General features: G+C 41.4%; 17 protein-coding genes and 1 tRNA gene. 12 read left to right on the top strand and 6 right to left on the bottom strand.

From position 1 onward, the window contains the following. The first annotated feature begins 30 nt into the window (after positions 1-30). A complete protein-coding gene (greA, locus tag HY063_07295) occupies positions 31-498 on the top strand; it encodes a transcription elongation factor GreA (GenBank protein MBI3501582.1) in 468 nt (155 codons plus the stop codon). 3 nt (positions 499-501) lie between these two features. Further along, positions 502-897 carry an HIT family protein gene (locus tag HY063_07290; protein ID MBI3501581.1) on the top strand — a complete coding sequence of 132 codons (396 nt, stop codon included), beginning with the start codon at positions 502-504 and terminating at the stop codon, positions 895-897. Here HY063_07290 and ruvC read toward each other — a convergent pair. Next, a complete protein-coding gene (ruvC, locus tag HY063_07285) occupies positions 889-1,482 on the bottom strand; it encodes a crossover junction endodeoxyribonuclease RuvC (GenBank protein ID MBI3501580.1) in 594 nt (197 codons plus the stop codon). The two genes, HY063_07290 and ruvC, sit on opposite strands and share 9 nt — an antisense overlap. A gap of 146 nt (positions 1,483-1,628) precedes the next feature. Between ruvC and HY063_07280 the strand changes: the two genes are divergently transcribed. Together HY063_07280 and HY063_07275 are read left to right on the top strand one after the other, a co-directional pair. Then, positions 1,629-2,768, top strand: a complete 1,140-nt coding sequence (locus HY063_07280) for a glycosyltransferase (protein ID MBI3501579.1) — start codon at positions 1,629-1,631, stop codon at positions 2,766-2,768. 49 nt (positions 2,769-2,817) lie between these two features. Continuing rightward, a complete protein-coding gene (locus tag HY063_07275) occupies positions 2,818-4,023 on the top strand; it encodes an ABC transporter permease subunit (protein ID MBI3501578.1) in 1,206 nt (401 codons plus the stop codon). A 244-nt stretch (positions 4,024-4,267) separates the two neighbouring features. Here the strand turns inward: HY063_07275 and HY063_07270 are convergent, their stop codons facing one another. Beyond that, a complete protein-coding gene (locus tag HY063_07270) occupies positions 4,268-4,642 on the bottom strand; it encodes a hypothetical protein (GenBank protein ID MBI3501577.1) in 375 nt (124 codons plus the stop codon). A gap of 83 nt (positions 4,643-4,725) precedes the next feature. Here HY063_07270 and HY063_07265 point away from each other — a divergent pair, with 83 nt between their 5' ends. The 4 genes from HY063_07265 (at position 4,726) to HY063_07250 (ending at position 7,041) form a co-directional block, all read left to right on the top strand. Further along, a complete protein-coding gene (locus HY063_07265; protein MBI3501576.1) occupies positions 4,726-5,589 on the top strand; it encodes a flavin reductase family protein in 864 nt (287 codons plus the stop codon). 75 nt (positions 5,590-5,664) lie between these two features. Beyond that, positions 5,665-6,030, top strand: coding sequence for a DUF3127 domain-containing protein (locus tag HY063_07260; protein MBI3501575.1), 366 nt, complete (start codon positions 5,665-5,667; stop codon positions 6,028-6,030). 2 nt (positions 6,031-6,032) lie between these two features. Beyond that, the gene (locus tag HY063_07255) at positions 6,033-6,656 is read left to right on the top strand and encodes a tetratricopeptide repeat protein (protein ID MBI3501574.1); all 624 of its coding nucleotides are present in this window, start codon (positions 6,033-6,035) and stop codon (positions 6,654-6,656) included. A 10-nt stretch (positions 6,657-6,666) separates the two neighbouring features. Further along, complete coding sequence (locus HY063_07250; GenBank protein ID MBI3501573.1) at positions 6,667-7,041, top strand: DUF1987 domain-containing protein; 375 nt, start codon at positions 6,667-6,669, stop codon at positions 7,039-7,041. Here HY063_07250 and HY063_07245 read toward each other — a convergent pair whose 3' ends face one another. Genes HY063_07245 through HY063_07235 form a run of 3 tightly spaced genes read right to left on the bottom strand, consistent with a single transcriptional unit; the run spans position 7,042 to position 12,209 of the window. After that, positions 7,042-9,255 (bottom strand): tetratricopeptide repeat protein, encoded by a 2,214-nt coding sequence (locus tag HY063_07245; protein MBI3501572.1) that lies wholly within the window; start codon positions 9,253-9,255, stop codon positions 7,042-7,044. It lies immediately after the preceding gene. Next, entirely contained in the window at positions 9,252-11,018 is a 1,767-nt protein-coding gene (locus HY063_07240) for a tetratricopeptide repeat protein (GenBank protein ID MBI3501571.1), read from the bottom strand. Before HY063_07240 ends, HY063_07245 begins: the two co-directional genes overlap by 4 nt. A 9-nt stretch (positions 11,019-11,027) precedes the next feature. Then, positions 11,028-12,209, bottom strand: coding sequence for an acyl-CoA dehydrogenase family protein (locus tag HY063_07235; GenBank protein ID MBI3501570.1), 1,182 nt, complete (start codon positions 12,207-12,209; stop codon positions 11,028-11,030). A 101-nt stretch (positions 12,210-12,310) separates the two neighbouring features. On the opposite strand from HY063_07235, the gene HY063_07230 reads away from it, so the two are divergent. The 3 genes from HY063_07230 to HY063_07220 are packed head-to-tail and all read left to right on the top strand — an operon-like array spanning position 12,311 to position 14,244. Beyond that, positions 12,311-12,694 (top strand): hypothetical protein, encoded by a 384-nt coding sequence (locus tag HY063_07230; protein ID MBI3501569.1) that lies wholly within the window; start codon positions 12,311-12,313, stop codon positions 12,692-12,694. Between the two features lie 14 nt (positions 12,695-12,708). After that, positions 12,709-13,263: a YceI family protein gene (locus HY063_07225; GenBank protein MBI3501568.1), complete on the top strand. Its 555-nt coding sequence runs from the start codon at positions 12,709-12,711 to the stop codon at positions 13,261-13,263. Positions 13,264-13,269: 6 nt separating this feature from the next. Then, positions 13,270-14,244, top strand: coding sequence for a hypothetical protein (locus tag HY063_07220; GenBank protein ID MBI3501567.1), 975 nt, complete (start codon positions 13,270-13,272; stop codon positions 14,242-14,244). A 3-nt stretch (positions 14,245-14,247) separates the two neighbouring features. On the opposite strand, the gene HY063_07215 is transcribed toward HY063_07220, so the two are convergent. Continuing rightward, positions 14,248-14,320, bottom strand: a tRNA-Arg gene (locus HY063_07215). A gap of 108 nt (positions 14,321-14,428) precedes the next feature. Here HY063_07215 and HY063_07210 point away from each other — a divergent pair. After that, positions 14,429-16,828, top strand: a complete 2,400-nt coding sequence (locus tag HY063_07210) for a hypothetical protein (GenBank protein MBI3501566.1) — start codon at positions 14,429-14,431, stop codon at positions 16,826-16,828. The last annotated feature ends 31 nt before the right edge of the window (positions 16,829-16,859 follow it).

Below are 16,859 nucleotides of genomic sequence, written 5' to 3'. Positions count from 1 at the left end.
TACTCAATAACCTTTGTAAATTTTTCTCCCATGTCTCAAAGTTATATTACAAAAGAAGGGCTTAAGAAATTGGAGCAAGAACTCCACCAGATGAAAACGAAAGAACGCCCTGCCATTTCAAAACAAATTGCCGAAGCGCGCGACAAAGGCGATTTATCCGAAAATGCCGAATACGATGCTGCAAAAGATGCGCAGGGTCTTTTGGAAATGAAAATTTCAAAACTCGAAGAAATCATCCGCAATGCAAAAGTGGTGGATGCATCCAAACTCGACAATTCAAAAGTTTCCATTCTTTCGAAAGTGAAAATTAAAAATGGCTTAGGGAAAATTCTGACCTACTGGATTGTTCCCGAAACAGAAGCCAACTTGAAGGAAGGAAAAATTTCTGTGGACTCTCCCATTGCGAAAGGGCTGCTCGGAAAGAAAGTGAAAGACAAAGCCGATGTAATTGTTCCTGCCGGAAAAATGACTTTTGAAATTCTTGAAATCAGCCGATAGCAAATGGCTTCCATTTTTTCAAAGATTGTTAAAGGGGAAATTCCCTGCTATAAAATTGCAGAGTCGGAAAACTATCTTGCTTTTCTCGATGTGTTTCCGCTCGCAAAAGGGCATACGCTGGTGATTCCGAAAAAGGAAACCGATTATATTTTCGACATTGAAGACGAAGAGTTCGCGGGCTTGCAGTTGTTTTCAAAAAAAGTTGCGAGAGCGATTGAAAAAGCAATTCCCTGTAAACGAATAGGAGTGGCGGTGCTTGGATTGGAAGTTCCGCATGCGCATATTCATCTTATTCCTATTAATAACGTAAGCGACATAAATTTTTCGCGCCCCAAATTAAATTTGCCCAAGGAAGAAATGGAAGAGATTGCAAAAAAAATTCGCGGGCAGTTAAAGTGATTGTCTTTTCGCGCTGATGTTTCTCCCGGGGTTTTCCGCCAGAAAACTTTTCCATCCTGAAAATTTCTTTTTTCCATTCACAGAATTATTTTGCATCGCTTGCGTGCTGGATTGAAAGTAATGGCACACCGCAGCGCCCAATGCATCGGTGGCATCTAAATAATGCGGAAGATTTTTTATCAGCAGAAGTTTTTGAAGCATGGCAGCCACTTGTTCCTTTGATGCATTTCCGTTTCCGGTGATGGAGTGTTTTATTTTTTTGGGCGAGTATTCGAAAACCGGAATGCCGCGCACAATCGCTGCTGCCATGGCAATGCCCTGCGCTCTTCCGAGTTTGAGCATGGATTGAACATTTTTTCCGAAGAAGGGCGCTTCAATGGCAAGTTCATCGGGCTTGTGCATTTCAATCAGTTCAATGGTGCCTTCGAAAATCCGTTTCAGTTTGAGCGGGTGGTCTTTTATTTTCTGCAGCGAAATAATTCCTGCTCCGAGCAATTTCATTTCTTTTCCCAGCAGGTGAATGGTTCCGTGCCCCATGATGTTTGTTCCGGGGTCAATGCCGAGTATGATTTTGTCCTGCTTCATTAAATTAAATGGAAGATTGGAAGAATGGAATATTGGAAGGGTGGCTTTTCATTCTTCCAATATTCCATCATTCCATTCTTCCTGCTATCCATTCTTGTAGTATAAATACATTTGTAAAGATATAATTGGCTTAACGAAGAACATTCATGAGTATTTTTTATTTACTAACATTTGCTGTTTGCGGAGCGTATGTTTTGCTGCTGATTTTTTATTTAATTGGTTGGAAAAAAACTCAGAGTTTATTGTTGAAACCATCAACCCTCAACCATCTCCCGATGATCGGGACATCAACCATCGTCAGCATCATCGTTCCCGTGCGCAATGAAGAACAAAACATTCTGAAACTTCTTTCTTGTCTTGTAAAACAAACCTATCCATCTTCTCATTTTGAAATCATTATTGTGAACGACCATTCCACCGACCGAACGGCAGAATTTATTTCCGCGCAAAAAGTTTCCAATATTAAATTCACAGAACTCCCTGCCGGGAAGGAAGGAAAAAAATCTGCCATTGCGGAAGGAATCAAACACGCAGCCGGACAATTCATCATCACCACCGATGCCGATTGCGAAATGGGCGAGAGATGGCTCGAATCCATAGCGGCATTTTACGAAAAAGAAAAACCAAAAATGATTGTCGCACCTGTTTTACTTAAAGAAGAAAAAAACTTTTTTGAAAAACTTCAATCACAGGAAATGCTTGCGCTTGCGGCAAGCGCGTGCGGTTCGCTTTATTATCATCTTCCCGTTCTTTGCAGCGGAGCGAATCTCGCCTATGAAAAAAACGCCTTTGATGCAGTGAATGGTTTTGAAGGAATGGAAAAAACGTTAACGGGCGATGACATGTTTCTCCTGCTGAAGTTTCACAAATTTTTTTCCGGAGAAATAAAATATCTGAAATCAAACGAAGCAGTGGTGATTACTCTTGCAGAGAAAAATTTTTCCGGTGCGCTTCGCCAGCGGAAACGGTGGGCATCAAAAACTTTTTTATATGGTTTCAGCCATATCACGCTGACTGCCATTCTTGTTTTTGGAGCAAACTTTTTCATTTTTCTTTCAGCAATGCTTTTCATCATAAATGTTAAATTTGCTTTCGCCCTGATTGCAACGCTTTTCATAAAGTGCGCGATTGATTATATGATGTATCATTCCGCTTCTTCTTTCTTCGGTAAAAAGGTCTACCCGCTTTTATTTATTGCGGCATCGCTCTTGTATCCCGTGTATGTTTCCGCGCTCGGATTAATTTCTCCATTCACCAATTATTCCTGGAAGGAAAGAAAATCCTGATATGGCTTTCATCAACCGCAAGCGCTCTTCGTATTCTTTTTCTGCCATGATGTGGCATCGGCTGAAGAGGAATAATTCTGCCATGCTCGGTCTGGCGGTGATTGGAATTTCGGTGGTGATTGCGCTGCTCGGTTATCTCATTACGCCCGATTCCACTCCCAACGGCAATCTGCAATTCCCCGAACTGAACATCAAGAAGCCCGGCTTTGAAATGAAATTTCTGAAAGTGCGGAAGAACGAGCAGGGCAGCGATGCCGGATTTTTTACCCGCATGCAGGAAGGCGAACCGAACAATTACCGCCTCATTCCCATGTACGATTATTTTTTTGAAGAAAACGATATTGTGGTGGAACAATACACCGGCTCCGACCCGAACAACGGCCCGCAAATCCGTTTCAATCTTGCCGATGTAATTTATCCCATTGATTACAACCGCCCCTTCACCAGTTATTCCAGCCGCGGGCTGCTTGAATTTTACCAGGTGGGAGATTCTTCCATTATCAGCCGCCCCATTGAAGAACTTCGCGTGCAGTTGGAAAAAGAAAATATTGTTTCAAGAAAATACTGGCTCGGCACCGACCGGCTGGGAAGAGATTTGCTGAGCCGCCTGCTGCTCGGCACGCGGGTTTCGCTTACGGTGGGATTGATTTCGGTTTTAATTTCTCTGGTGATTGGAGTTGTCATAGGCGCCACCGGTGGTTTTTTCCGCGGGTGGATTGATGATGTAATCATGTGGGTTGTCAACGTGGTGTGGTCTATTCCCACGCTGCTGCTGGTGATCGCCATTACGCTGGTGCTCGGAAAAGGTTTGGTGCAGGTGTTCATTGCGGTGGGATTAACCATGTGGGTGGATGTGGCGCGCGTGGTGCGCGGGCAAACCCTTGCGCTGCGCGAACAGGAATTCATTGAAGCGGGCAGGGCGCTGGGCTTTACCAATGCCCGTTTGATTTTCCGCCACGTGCTTCCCAATATTTTAGGACCCATGGCGGTGATTTGTGCCGATAATTTTGCCAACGCCATTCTGATTGAAGCGGGCTTGAGTTTTCTCGGATTGGGCGCGCAGCCGCCAACGCCTTCGTGGGGAGCCATGATCAGCGAGCACCGACCTTACATTACCACCGATGCCGCTTATCTTGCCATCATTCCCGGGCTTGCCATCATGCTCATGGTGCTGGCGTTTGTCATGCTGGGCAACGGCTTGCGCGATGCCGTGGATGTGAAAGCCCAGAAAGGAGACCAGGTGCTGGGATATTAAATTGTTTGTTTTTGATAAAAAATTGCGGTTTTTCGTATTTATAGTAAACTATATACTCGCTATAGTTTACTATAAATTCGCTATAGTTTACTATAAACTCGCTATAGTTTACTATAAATTCGCTATAGTTTACTATAAATTCGCCATAGTTTACTATAAATTCGCTATAGTTTACTATAAATTCGCTATAGTTTACTATAAATTCGCTATAGCGTACTATGGAAAAGCCGTTTTATGTTCCCTTTCAAAACTTATACGAAAAACCCACTGCCAGAATTTCTTTAAACTGCGTTCGGGGTCCCGTGCCGGTTTGAGTTCTTATTCCCCCCGCATCGCTGAACAGCGCAACCGGAATATCGTTATCGTAAAGAAGAGAAGCGCTGATGCTTGCCGCCACGTAGTTGTTCACTTTCATACTCAGTAAAAAATCCCAGTTCACCACAATGTTCTGCGGGTTTTTCAAATAGTTGCTGAAGAAATCGGCTTTGGTGGCAAGCATAATGTTTTTTGCAATTTCTTTTTTGAACTTCAGCGATGTGAGAAGAAAGAAAGCAAAATGAAAACCCCGAAACAGTAAATTTTTTTCATACGGAAGAATACGAAAAAACTGTTCCAGCATTTTCAGCGGATTAGAAAACTGTCGGGCAATAAAACCATTTCCTATTTTCGTAAATTCGCATTCATTCGCTTTTCGAAGATTTCATGCTCACGCTCAACCCCAACCAACTTTCTGTTGCCGCCTTGCAGGGCTATTTGGTTCACGCCATTGCTCCGCGCCCGGTGGCGTTTGTCAGCACCATAGATAAAAACGGAAATGTAAATCTCAGCCCGTTCAGTTTTTTCAATGCTTTCAGTTCCAATCCGCCCATTTTGGTTTTTTCTCCTGCGCGCAGCGGAAGAACCAACGTAACGAAGCACACGCACGACAATGTGCTCGAAGTTCCCGAAGCGGTGGTGAATGTGGTAACGTATGACATGGTGCATCAGGCATCTCTTTCCAGCACGGAATATCCCAAAGGCGTGAATGAATTTGTAAAATCAGGATTTACCATGCTGCCTTCGGAAAAAGTGAAACCGCCCCGCGTGAAAGAATCGCCCGTGCAAATGGAGTGCACCGTGAAAGAAGTGATTGAACTGGGAAAAAATCCGGGAGCGGGAAATTTAGTGGTATGCGAAATTGTTCTCCTGCACGTGAGCGAAACAATTCTGAATGAAAAAAATTTCATTGACCAGCATAAAATTGATTTGGTGGGAAGAGCGGGCGGCAACTGGTATGTGCGCGCAGCGCATGCCTTGTTTGAAGTGACAAAGCCATCTGTTCAGCATGGAATAGGAGTGGATTCGATACCTGAAAAAATCCGCAACAGCACCGTGCTTACAGGAAATAATCTCGGGCAGTTGGGAAATGCAGATAAACTTCCTGCGAAAGAAGAAGTGCTTGCGTATAAAAAGGAACATCTTCAACATATTTCTTCCGAAAAAGAAATTCATTCGCTTGCCAAAAAATTACTTGACGAAGGAAAGGTGGAAGAAGCATGGAAGGTTCTCTTGTCGGATGAGCCGTAGGATAAATTTATTTGCAGGAGAGATACACATTTGTATATTTGAGTTCTCAAACAGCAACACTCAAATTTTCAAGATATGCTTACCTACACCGGATTTATCAAAGTAAAAGGAAACGAACAAAAAGTTTCAGACCGTTTCCGAAAAAGAGAATTCGTGCTTACAGATAATTCTCCTTCCTATCCTCAAACTATTTTATTTCAACTTACGCAGGACAGATGTTCGCTCATCGAAAACTCAAACGTGGGCGATGAAATCACCGTGCACTTTCAATTGAAGGGAAGAGAGTGGAGAAATCCGCAGGGAGAAATAAAATTTTTTAATTCGCTCGATGTATTCAAAATTGAAAAAGCCGCAAGCGCTCCTTCTGCCGGAAATATTTCTGAACCGAACTTTACTAACGAAACACTTGTGCCTACTCCCGATGATGATTTGCCTTTTTAAAGATGAAAAAAACAACTACAGCGATTGCATTAATTGTACAATGTACGTTGTGTGCGGTGCATTCTTCTGCGCAGGCAGTTGATTCAGCCGGTTCGCTCAAGAGCGGCATTGCGCAGTTCAACCTCGGAAATTATGAAGGCGCAGAAGTGGAACTGAACAAGGCGGTGGAACTCAATCCAAAAAATCCGGAAGCGTTTTTTTATCTTGCCGAAGTTTCTTCAATTATGAATGAAACTAAAAAAGCCATGCTCAATTACAACAAGGCAATTGAGTTGAACGACAAGCAAGCAAAAGAATACAAGGGCAGGGGAAAAGTAAAAGCAAAATTAGAGGATTACTATGGCTCTATAGAAGATTTTTCAAAAGCGATTGAACTGGACAATAATTTTTCCGATGCTTATTTTAACCGCGGGCTTTCGTATATGAACCTGAAGGATTATAAAAATTCCATCAACGATTTTTCAAAAGTGATTTCATTTAATTCCAAAGATTACCAGGCATTCGCGCAGCGGGGAACTGCCAAGTTTCTGTCGGGCGATAAAAAAGGCGCGTGTTCCGACTGGAGCAAAGCAGGCGAGTTGGGTTATTTTAAAATTTACGACAGCATTAAAAAAAATTGCAAGTAAAACAATCATCATGATACCCATTCAGATTCTTCCTCAGGAAAATGTTACGCCCGGAGTTATGCTCGACAGCAACAGGGGAATTTTTGAAATCTCCGGATGGTCGCATCCCGAAGATGCAATTGCTTTTTATGCGCCTGTGCTCGAATGGCTGAATAAATACGCGGCTGCGCCAAACACAGGAACAAATTTTCATTTCAAGTTTCAGTATTACAACACGGCTTCTGCAAAACAAATTTTCAGAATCATTTCAATGCTGGAAGAAGTGGCAAATAAATCAAAAGTGAAAATTTACTGGCACCACGATGCGGATGATACGGATATGCTTTCTTCGGGCGAACGGTTTTCAAAAATGACTACCGTGCCGGTTGAATTTGTTTCGGAATAATCAGATTTTTATTCCCGCCACCAGCACATCGTCTAACTGTGCACGGCTTCCTTTCCATTCTTCAAATGCGCTTTTGATTTTTTCCTCCTGCTCTTTTATTTCCAGCGGTGAAATGCGCACCAACAGTTCCTGCATTTGCTTTACAAGAAATTTTTTCCCATGCACTCCTCCTACCTGGTCAGAAAATCCATCGGTGGAAAAATACAAGGTTGTATTTTCAGGAACCGGCATTTCTTTCTGCGTGAAAGAAAAATCTTTTTTGCTGAAAGCGCTTCCGATGGAATAAATATCTCCTTTAATTTCCTGCAGCAGATTAGTATGTGCAAAATACATGGAATGATTGGCTCCTGCGAAAGTGATTTTATTTTTTTCTTTATCAAAGAGGCAAACAGAAATATCCATCCCGTCATCCTGTGAGCGGGATTCCTGGTGAAGCGCGTGAATAATTCCTTCGTTTAGATGATTTAAAATTTCAGCCGGTTGAAAAATATTTTTTTCATTCACAATTTCGTTCAACAGGGTGTTTCCTATCATGCTCATAAATGCTCCCGGAACTCCATGCCCCGTGCAGTCGGCAATGGCGAGAATTGTTTTTTCATTTTGTGATGAAAGCCAGTAAAAATCTCCGCTTACAATTTCTCGCGGTCGAAAAAAAATAAAATAATCGGAAAAATGTTTTTCAAATTCTGTTTTTGAAGGAAGAATGGAATCCTGAATTCGTTTTGCATAGTTAATGCTGTCGGTGATGTGTTTGTTTTTCTGGTCAACAATTTTTTTCTGCTGTTCGATGATTTGTTTCTGCCTGTGAGTAATTCGCAAACGGTTGGAAATAAAAATTGCAAATGCGGCAACGAGCACTAACCCTACTGCAATAGACCAGGAAATTATTTTTTGTCGCTTTTTTTCTTCTTCCGCTATTGCCTGTTCTTTTTGATGTTCTGCATCTTTTAATGCCTGCTGCTTTTCGTATTCATATTTTGCTTGTTGCTTGAAAGTGGATTTTTGTGTTTCCCGGTTAAAAATACTATCGCGCATTTGTATGTTTAACTCGTGCATCTTCAGCGCCTCGCTCCATTTATTTTCTTTTCGATAAATCAGATACAGCAGCCGGGCAGCATTGGCGATGGCTTCCGTATAGCCAACTTGCTGCGCCTCTTTCAATGAACGCATGCCGGCTTCTTCCGCGCGGGAAAGATTATTTTGTGCGAAATAACAATTACCCATGTTTGCAAGAACCGTGGCAAGCCCTTGCTTGAACTTGCAGATTTCATAAAGTTCCAAAGCATTTTGAAAATAGTTCATTGCCACTGGATACAATGAATCCGCAGCCGCCAAGCCCGAATCGTGTTTATTATTTGCGAGTAATAAATACAAAGCCCCAAGATTTTGATACGAATAACCTATGCCTTGTCTTTCTCCCAACTCTTTCCAGATGCTTAAACCTTTCATAAAACATTTCAAGGCAGTATCAATTTTTTCCTGCCTGCGGAATAAGCCCGCTAAGTTTTCAAGCGTAATGGCGTATCCTCTTTTGTCTTTTGTTTCCGCGCGGCAGTTCAAACTTTTTTGCATGTACTCCATGGCTTTGGAAGTATCACCCTGCGCAAGGTAAGAGGTGGCGATGTTGTTCAGGGCATATCCCATTCCGTTTTTATCATGAACTTCTTCCTGCAGTTTTAATGACTTGAAAAAATATTCCAGCGAACGAACGATGTCACCGGATTCATAGTAAGTAAGTCCGATATTCCCAAGCGTTGTGGCTGCGCCTGTTTTATCGTCCGCCTGAAGTTGCAGCGCCAATGCTTTTTCAGAATACTCCTTTCCTTTTTTTATGTCGCCATTCAGAAAATCCGCTTCGTATCCGAAATTCTGAAATGCTTGCCCCAGGAATTTTTTATATGTCTTTATTTCTTTTTCGCTGAGCGAGGCGGTGTCTTCCAGATGTTTTTTTGACATGCTGAAAAGAAGACGGTTGTATTTTGGCCAAACGGTTTCATCGTTGGTAAGTTCGGGAATTGCTGCTAAAATTTTTAAGCGCGCTGTATCGTGCGTTGCCTTATGATAAATCGGAAGAAGCGAATCAAGAGCGTGCTTATCAGCAGAAGAGAGCGAACTGTAATTAATGGAATCAATCAATAAATATTCTTTGCCTTTTTGCGAAAAAGAAATAAGGCAGAAAAACAAAAACACAACTATGGAAAAAACTTTTTTCATACGCGGTCAATAAAATACATTTCAATTTCTCCTTTGTTCTTAGCAGGGATTTTTCCGCGGTGGGCGAATACTAATCCTTCAAGGTTTTCAAAACCTTGAAGGATTTGGTACGTTGCACCCGAAATATTTATTTTACCCGCCTCGCCCGATGATTCCATGCGCGATGCTGTATTCACTGTATCTCCCCAAATATCGTAAGCAAATTTTTTATCTCCAACTACTCCTGCGGTTACTGCTCCTGAATGGATTCCTATTCGCAAACTCCATTTTCCATTTTGTCCAATCATCCAATTTTGAATTTCTAATCCTGCTTTTACAATTTCTCCTGCATGATTTGAATTTGGAGTTGGCAATCCGCTGACGCACATGTAAGAATCTCCGATTGTTTTTATTTTTTCAATGTTATATTTAGAAATTATTTCATCAAACTTCTTGAAAAGGAAATCTAATTCCGAAACTAATTCTTCCGCAGAAAGTTTTTCGGCAATGGTGGTGAATCCCTTGAAATCAGTGAACATGACAGTAACATTTTCATAATAACGTGGAGATGCTTTGCCTTTTGCTTTTAATTCTCTCGCGGTTTCAAAGGGAAGAATATTCAACAAAAGTTTTTCTGATTTTTTCCTCTCGCGGAAAATGAAAACGGAAAGCACCAACACAATTAAAAATCCTCCGGCAACTGTCCATATAATTATTTTCTGACGATTAAGTTGTGCGTCCTGAAGTTCTTTGTCTTTGTTCAATAAATTTATCTGCTGTTCTTTTTTTTCGGTTTCGTATTTGGTTTGCATTTCGGCAATTTGCTTGGAAGATTCAGCATTGAGAATGGTATCTTTTAAGTCAGAATATTTTTTATGATATTCATACGCATCTTTATAATTATTCAGCCCGGCATTTGTTTTTGAAAGACCATCGTAACTCACAAGCAAAACTTCATTGGCGGTGCCTTTTATTTTTTCAATTGCCTGCGTGAAATATTGTTCCGCCTCTGTAAAATTATTTTGCGCAAGGCACACCTTTCCGATATTGTTATAAGCGCTTGAAACCCGCTGGCTCATTCCCATTTGCTCGAATAAAGACAGCGCTTTCTTATAATATTCAATTGCAGTGCCGAAACTTTTGCGCTCAAAATACACATCGCCTGTGTTGCTGTATGCATCGCCTGTTGCATAGGGACCATCCTCCAGTTTAATAACTTTCAAAAAATAGTTCACCGCTTCGTTATAATTTTTTTTAGAGAAGTAAGCGAGCCCGAGGTTATTGTAAAATGAAGAATGGTTTCTGATATACTTAGATCCCATTGAATCAAGAACGACAATTCCTTCTCTGTAATATTCAATTGCCTTGTCATAATTCTGCATGGCGGAATAGACATTTCCCAATCCATTGTAAACAGAAGTTAATCTTCGCTTATCGCCCGGCTCAATCAGTTTTTCTTCTTTCAGATAATATTCGAGCGACTTTGCGTAATTGCCCATGTTATAAAAAACATTTCCGATAATATGTGTAAAGCGGATAGAAAATTTTTTGTGATGAAGTTTTTGAGATAACGCAAGTCCGTTGTTTGCATGTTGCATAGCCGCTTCATTGGATGGGCAGTTATCCGTGATTCTTGCGAGCATCTCCAATTTTACTGTATCGTCTTCCAAATGATTATTAATAATTCGAAGCAAAGAATCGTAGCCGCGGTATTGCGAATGAGAAAAAGAAAATGAAAACAAAACAAGAAGAAAGCAGGAATTTTTTTTCTTTACATACTCCATGAAAATTTTTTATTCAAACGCGCTGATGCCTGTTATGTCGTAGCCGGTAATGAGCAAATGAATATCGTGCGTGCCTTCGTAAGTTATAACCGATTCTAAATTCATCATGTGCCGCATGATGGGATATTCTCCGGTGATTCCCATCGCTCCGTGAATCTGCCGTGCTTCTCTTGCAATCTGCAAAGCCATGTTCACATTATTTCTTTTCGCCATGGAAATTTGCTGAGGCGTTGCGCGGTTTTCATTTTTCAAAGTTCCCAATCGCCAGCAGAGTAATTGTGCTTTGGTGATTTCGGTAATCATTTCAGCTAATTTTTTCTGCGTGAGTTGAAACGATGCAATCGGTTTTCCGAACTGGATTCTTTCTTTGGAATATCGCAAAGCTGAATCGTAGCAATCCAGCGCAGCGCCAATCGCTCCCCATGAAATTCCGTAGCGCGCGGAGTTTAAACATCCGAGCGGACCTTTCAATCCTTTCACTTTCGGAAAAATATTTTCTTTCGGAACTTTTACATTATCGAAAACTAATTCACCTGTTGCGCTCGCGCGAAGTGACCATTTGCCGTGTGTTTCAGGAGTGGTGAATCCTTTCATTCCGCGTTCAACAACCAATCCGCAAATTTCTCCTGCTTCATTCTTTGCCCATACCACTGCAATATCAGCAAACGGAGAATTTGAAATCCACATCTTGGCTCCGTTCAGAATCACATGGTCGCCTTTGTCCTTAAAGTTTGTAATCATTCCATTCGGATTCGAGCCGTGGTCGGGTTCGGTCAAACCGAAACATCCCATCATTTCTCCTGAAGCAAGTTTGGGTAAATATTTTTTTTTCTGCTCTTCGCTTCCATAAGAAAAAATCGGGTACATCACAAGCGAACTCTGAACCGAAGCGGTTGAACGCAAACCGGAATCTCCGCGCTCGAGTTCCATCATGATGAGCCCGTAAGAAATCTGGTCGAGACCAGCGCCTCCGTATTCGTGCGGAATGTACGGACCGAACGCTCCGATTTCTGCCAACCCTTTTATCCATTGCTTCGGGAACTGCGCTTTCTGGCAGGCATCTTCCACTATAGGCGAAACTTCTTTTTTCACCCATGCGCGCGCGGTTTCGCGAACGAGTTTTTGTTCATCGGTCAATAATTCATCAACCAAATAGTAATCGTGATACTGGAAATTATCGGCTTTTGGCATAGGAAGCAAAATTAGACAAAATGCGTTTCGGAATGGAATGAATTATGTTTAATAAAAATTCTTTGAGGTAAATTTTTATATTTGTACTCCATTATTTATCTATGAAGAAAATACTTTTCGCATTGTTCGTTATCCTTTTCTTCGTTTTGCAGAATTCATGTGTGAAGGATGTCGGTCCTCTTCCGAGAATTCAAAATGTAACACCTCCGGGCTTTTGCGATACGATTACTTGGACGAAAAGCATACAGCCAATTATTCAAACGAGTTGTATAAATCCGGGCTGCCACAATCCGTCAGCCGGGAATTATTCCGGATATGACCTTACCACCTACGCGCTTGTTAAAGCCAAAGCGGATGCTGGAAGAATACAAGCGCGGGTGATTGACGGCAATGTTAATGGATGGATGCCGCAAGCAGGGCCGCTTCCGCAAACACAAAGGGATAAAATAAGTTGCTGGCTGCAAGCAGGTGCTCCTAATAATTAAAACAAATTAATTCTATGAAAATAAAATTATTTTTTCTTGCCGCAACTTTGTTTTTTTCTTTTTTCTGCCGGGCGCAAATCTATACAGGAAAAAGTTATGAGATAAGTTTTTTTTCTCACGGGCCCATTGAAGACATTGCTGCCACCAGTAAATCAGCACAGGTGATGCTGAACACCGCCAAGAATGAAATTGCCGTGAAAGTTACCATCAAAGGTTTTGAGTTTGAAAAAAAATTAATGCAGGAACATTTCAACGAAAAATACATGGAGAGTGATAAATTTCCGTATGCAACCTTCTCCGGAAAAATTAAAGATACCATTGATTATAAAAAAGACGGAGTGTATAAAGTAAGCGTAACGGGTAAATTAAATATTCACGGAGTGGAAAAAGAACGCACCATTCCGGGAACAATTACTGTGAAAGGCGGAGAAATTACCATTGACAGTAAATTTCCGGTTGCGCTCAAAGACCATAACATTGAAATTCCTTCGCTGGTAACTCAGAACATTGCCGAAATAGTTGAAACGAAAATTAATTCCACCTTAACGGAATTCAATCCTAAAAAATAATTTTCTATGAAAATATTTTTCCTCTTTATATTTTGTTTTTTGTTTTTTATTCCTTTGTTTTCCCAAGATGATTTGCTGAAAATGCTTGACAGCACCAGCACGCCAGATAAGTCTGTAAACAAAGTAACCGCCACTTTCAAAACGCTTAAAGTAATCAGCATGCAAACACCGCAAACGGTTGGAGCAGGCGAACTGGATTTCCGGATTACTCACCGGTTCGGAAATATTGGTTCGGCAAGCGGAGGAGGAGTTCACACGCTTTACGGATGGGATGCAATTTCGGATGTGCGCATTTCTTTTGATTACGGCATTACAAATCATTTGCAAGTTGGAGTAGGGCGGAGCAAGCGAGATGAAAATATTGACGCCTCCATTAAATACAGATTCCTGGAACAAACTACCGACAACAAAATTCCTCTTTCCATTTCTGCTTACAGTATTGCTTCGCTCACTCCTCAAAGCGAATCGCAATTATATTCCGGTGCCGATTCTTTGTGGGTGAATGACAATAAAAAGTTCGCGCATAGAATGGTGTACACCACGCAGATTATTCTGGCGCGCAAGTTTGCGCCTTGGTTTTCGCTGGCAATTACTCCTTCCTATACGCACCGCAATTATGTTCTTGCAAATGTAAATCCCGACAACAGCGCGGTGGATGAAAATGATTTGCTGGCAGTGGGAGCAGGAATCCGTTTGAAACTCAGCCGGAGTTTTTCCCTGCTTGCAGATTATTTTTATGTGAGTTCTTCCTATCGGAAAAATAATTCTGCCAATCCTTATTATAATCCGCTGGCTGTGGGCATTGAAATTGAAACGGGCGGGCATGTGTTCCATCTCAACTTCACCAATGCGGCAGGCATTACGGAAAATTATTTTATTCCAAAGTCACCCGATTCCTGGAAAAATGGTGGTTATAAATTCGGATTTAATATTTCGCGGGTGTTCCAAATTGCTTCTAAGGGAAAGAAGGAGAAAAAATAAAAGTGCGCCCGGAGAGATTCGAACTCCCAACCCTTTGGTCCGAAGCCAAATATTCTATCCGTTGAACTACGGGCGCAGATTTTTCATAAAGCAAAAATAAAATTAAATCTCGAAAAAATTTTAGTCATACACAATATCGCAATAAAATTTTCGTTCCAGTTTCTTTGCTACTTTTAACCCAAGCATGAAGCCCTTGAAAAAAACCTGCACATTTTTGCTTTTGCTGTTATTTTTTCTGATGGAAGGCGATGGAATCTGCCAACTCGCCATCGGGCAATGGCGAAATCATCTTTCCTACAAGGCAGGAATTTCCATTACACAAAGCAATGATTTGATTTATTGCGCCAGCGAAAGCGGGGTGTTTCAACTGGAAAAAAACCGGTATGAACTTAATACGCTTTCAAAAGTTTCCGGATTATCCGATGTGGATGTGAGTGCGCTGCGATATAATTTCTTTGATAATACCTTGCTTATTGCCTATAAAAATGCAAACATTGATTTGGTGCAGGGAAAAAATATTTACAACATTTCTGATATAAAGCGCAAATTAATTACCGCCAAAAAAATCATTAACAATATTTACTTTATAAATGGGCTGGCTTACCTCGCCTGCGGTTTTGGAATTGTGGTGGTTGATCTGGATAAAAAAGAAATCGGGGATTCCTATTACATAGGGCAAAACAGCGGCTACATTAATGTGCACGATATTACTTCCGATGCAAATTACATTTATGCCGCCACTGATTCGGGTGTTTACCGCGCATCGTGGAATTCTTCCAACCTTGCCGACTATAATTCCTGGCAAAAATTTTCTTTATTGCCGAAGGGAATGTATAATACCATTGTTTCTTTTGCCGGAAAAATTATTGCGAACAATCATCCTTACAGTTGTAATATTTATGGATGCGATACACTCTATGTTTATGACGGCACCCAATGGACTCATTTTCTGAAGCTCGACACTTCATTTTTTCCTGTAAGAAAATTAGAAACTGGCGCCAATAAATTATTGATTCCTTATCCGGGCGCCACCGATATTTTTGACTTGAACTTCAATTGGCTTGGACGCATTAACAGTTATACAACCGGATTAAATCTTGACCCTTTTCAGGCAATAATAGATAATAATGTTTCCGATGTAACATGGATTGCCGACCATAATTACGGTATTGTAAAAAATTATCAAATCTGGAGCGGAACAAATTATTTTTTCCCCAACGGGCCAAACAAATCACAAGTATATGCCATGCAAATCTCAAATGGCGATTTGTGGACCGCTCCCGGCAGCCGAAATGATTTATGGGTAGGCAGTTCTCATTTTGCAGAAGCATATAAATTCAGCAGCGAAAACTGGTCAAGCACAACAGGAACTTCCGGAATTGGAACAACGGTTATTGCTGCGCTTGACACCATGCGCGATATTGTATCGGTTGCCATTGACCCGGTTGATAAAGAACATGTTTATCTTGGAACGCTCGGGCAGGGAATCGTGGAAATTAAAAACGGAGCGCTGGTTAATTTATGGAATGAATCAAACACCGGAGCCAGCGGTTTGCAATCGAGAGGCGATGCAACTTTTCACTGGGTTGGTATTTTCGGAATGACCTTCGACCAAAATAATAATTTATGGATTACAAATTGTTATGCCACCAACCCGTTGGTAGTTCGCAAAGCAACCGATGGAACCTGGCAGAACTTTAATTTTTCTCCTTCAGCAACTACTCCTACCATAGGTCAAATTATTGTGACAAAAAATAATCAGAAGTGGATGGTGCTTCCGCGCAGCGGAGGAATGCTTGTGTTTAATGACAACGGAACATGGGGAACAGGCGATGATAATAAAATTCATCTTTCTTTTCCTTCGTGCGTAAATAATATTTCCGGAAACAACAGCGATATTCCCACCGATGCATTGTGTCTCGCGGAAGACAATGACGGAGAAATTTGGGTGGGAACCGATAAAGGAATAATGGTTTTCTATTGTGCCGACCAGATCTTTTCTTCTACCGGATGCAAGGCGCAGCAAATTTTTATTCAACAGGACACGCACACGCAACTGCTTCTCGAAACAGAAGAAGTAACCGCCATTGCGGTGGATGGTGCCAACCGGAAATGGATTGGAACACAAAACTCCGGAGTATATCTTATGTCGGCAGACGGCACGCAGCAAATCAATCATTTCACTGCCGATAACAGCCCGCTTCTTTCCAATGAAATCACTTCCATTGTAATTCATCCTAAAACAGGAGAAGTTTTTTTCGGAACTTCCGAAGGAATTATTTCTTACCGCAGCGATGCCACACAAGGACTCGAAGATTTTACCGATGTATATGTTTTTCCAAATCCCGTTCGCCCCGATTATGAAGGACCCATTGCCATCACGGGTCTGATTGAAAATGCGGTGGTGAAAATTACCGATATCACCGGAATGCTTGTTTACCAAACCAAAGCGCTGGGCGGGCAAGCAATCTGGTACGGAAAAAATTTTAAAGGAGAAAATGCACGCTCAGGCGTTTATATGGTTTTTTGTTCAAATGATGATGGAAGCAAAACCTATGTAGCAAAAATTCTCAAGGTCAATTGATATTTCTCGCCTAATTATTTCTCCACTCCAA

It is taken from the genome of Bacteroidota bacterium, assembly GCA_016195025.1.
In the GTDB taxonomy this organism is placed as follows: Bacteria; Bacteroidota; Bacteroidia; order Palsa-948; family Palsa-948; genus Palsa-948.
The sequence above is the reverse complement of the archived record's forward strand: the minus strand, read 5'-3'. Positions and strand labels throughout refer to the sequence as shown.

Coding starts and splice junctions, on each gene's coding strand:
- greA (MBI3501582.1), top strand. CDS start 31: ATGTCTCAAAGTTATATTACAAAAGAAGGGCTTAAGAAATTGGAGCAA.
- HY063_07290 (MBI3501581.1), top strand. CDS start 502: ATGGCTTCCATTTTTTCAAAGATTGTTAAAGGGGAAATTCCCTGCTAT.
- ruvC (MBI3501580.1), bottom strand. CDS start 1,482: ATGAAGCAGGACAAAATCATACTCGGCATTGACCCCGGAACAAACATC.
- HY063_07280 (MBI3501579.1), top strand. CDS start 1,629: ATGAGTATTTTTTATTTACTAACATTTGCTGTTTGCGGAGCGTATGTT.
- HY063_07275 (MBI3501578.1), top strand. CDS start 2,818: ATGTGGCATCGGCTGAAGAGGAATAATTCTGCCATGCTCGGTCTGGCG.
- HY063_07270 (MBI3501577.1), bottom strand. CDS start 4,642: ATGCTGGAACAGTTTTTTCGTATTCTTCCGTATGAAAAAAATTTACTG.
- HY063_07265 (MBI3501576.1), top strand. CDS start 4,726: ATGCTCACGCTCAACCCCAACCAACTTTCTGTTGCCGCCTTGCAGGGC.
- HY063_07260 (MBI3501575.1), top strand. CDS start 5,665: ATGCTTACCTACACCGGATTTATCAAAGTAAAAGGAAACGAACAAAAA.
- HY063_07255 (MBI3501574.1), top strand. CDS start 6,033: ATGAAAAAAACAACTACAGCGATTGCATTAATTGTACAATGTACGTTG.
- HY063_07250 (MBI3501573.1), top strand. CDS start 6,667: ATGATACCCATTCAGATTCTTCCTCAGGAAAATGTTACGCCCGGAGTT.
- HY063_07245 (MBI3501572.1), bottom strand. CDS start 9,255: ATGAAAAAAGTTTTTTCCATAGTTGTGTTTTTGTTTTTCTGCCTTATT.
- HY063_07240 (MBI3501571.1), bottom strand. CDS start 11,018: ATGGAGTATGTAAAGAAAAAAAATTCCTGCTTTCTTCTTGTTTTGTTT.
- HY063_07235 (MBI3501570.1), bottom strand. CDS start 12,209: ATGCCAAAAGCCGATAATTTCCAGTATCACGATTACTATTTGGTTGAT.
- HY063_07230 (MBI3501569.1), top strand. CDS start 12,311: ATGAAGAAAATACTTTTCGCATTGTTCGTTATCCTTTTCTTCGTTTTG.
- HY063_07225 (MBI3501568.1), top strand. CDS start 12,709: ATGAAAATAAAATTATTTTTTCTTGCCGCAACTTTGTTTTTTTCTTTT.
- HY063_07220 (MBI3501567.1), top strand. CDS start 13,270: ATGAAAATATTTTTCCTCTTTATATTTTGTTTTTTGTTTTTTATTCCT.
- HY063_07210 (MBI3501566.1), top strand. CDS start 14,429: ATGAAGCCCTTGAAAAAAACCTGCACATTTTTGCTTTTGCTGTTATTT.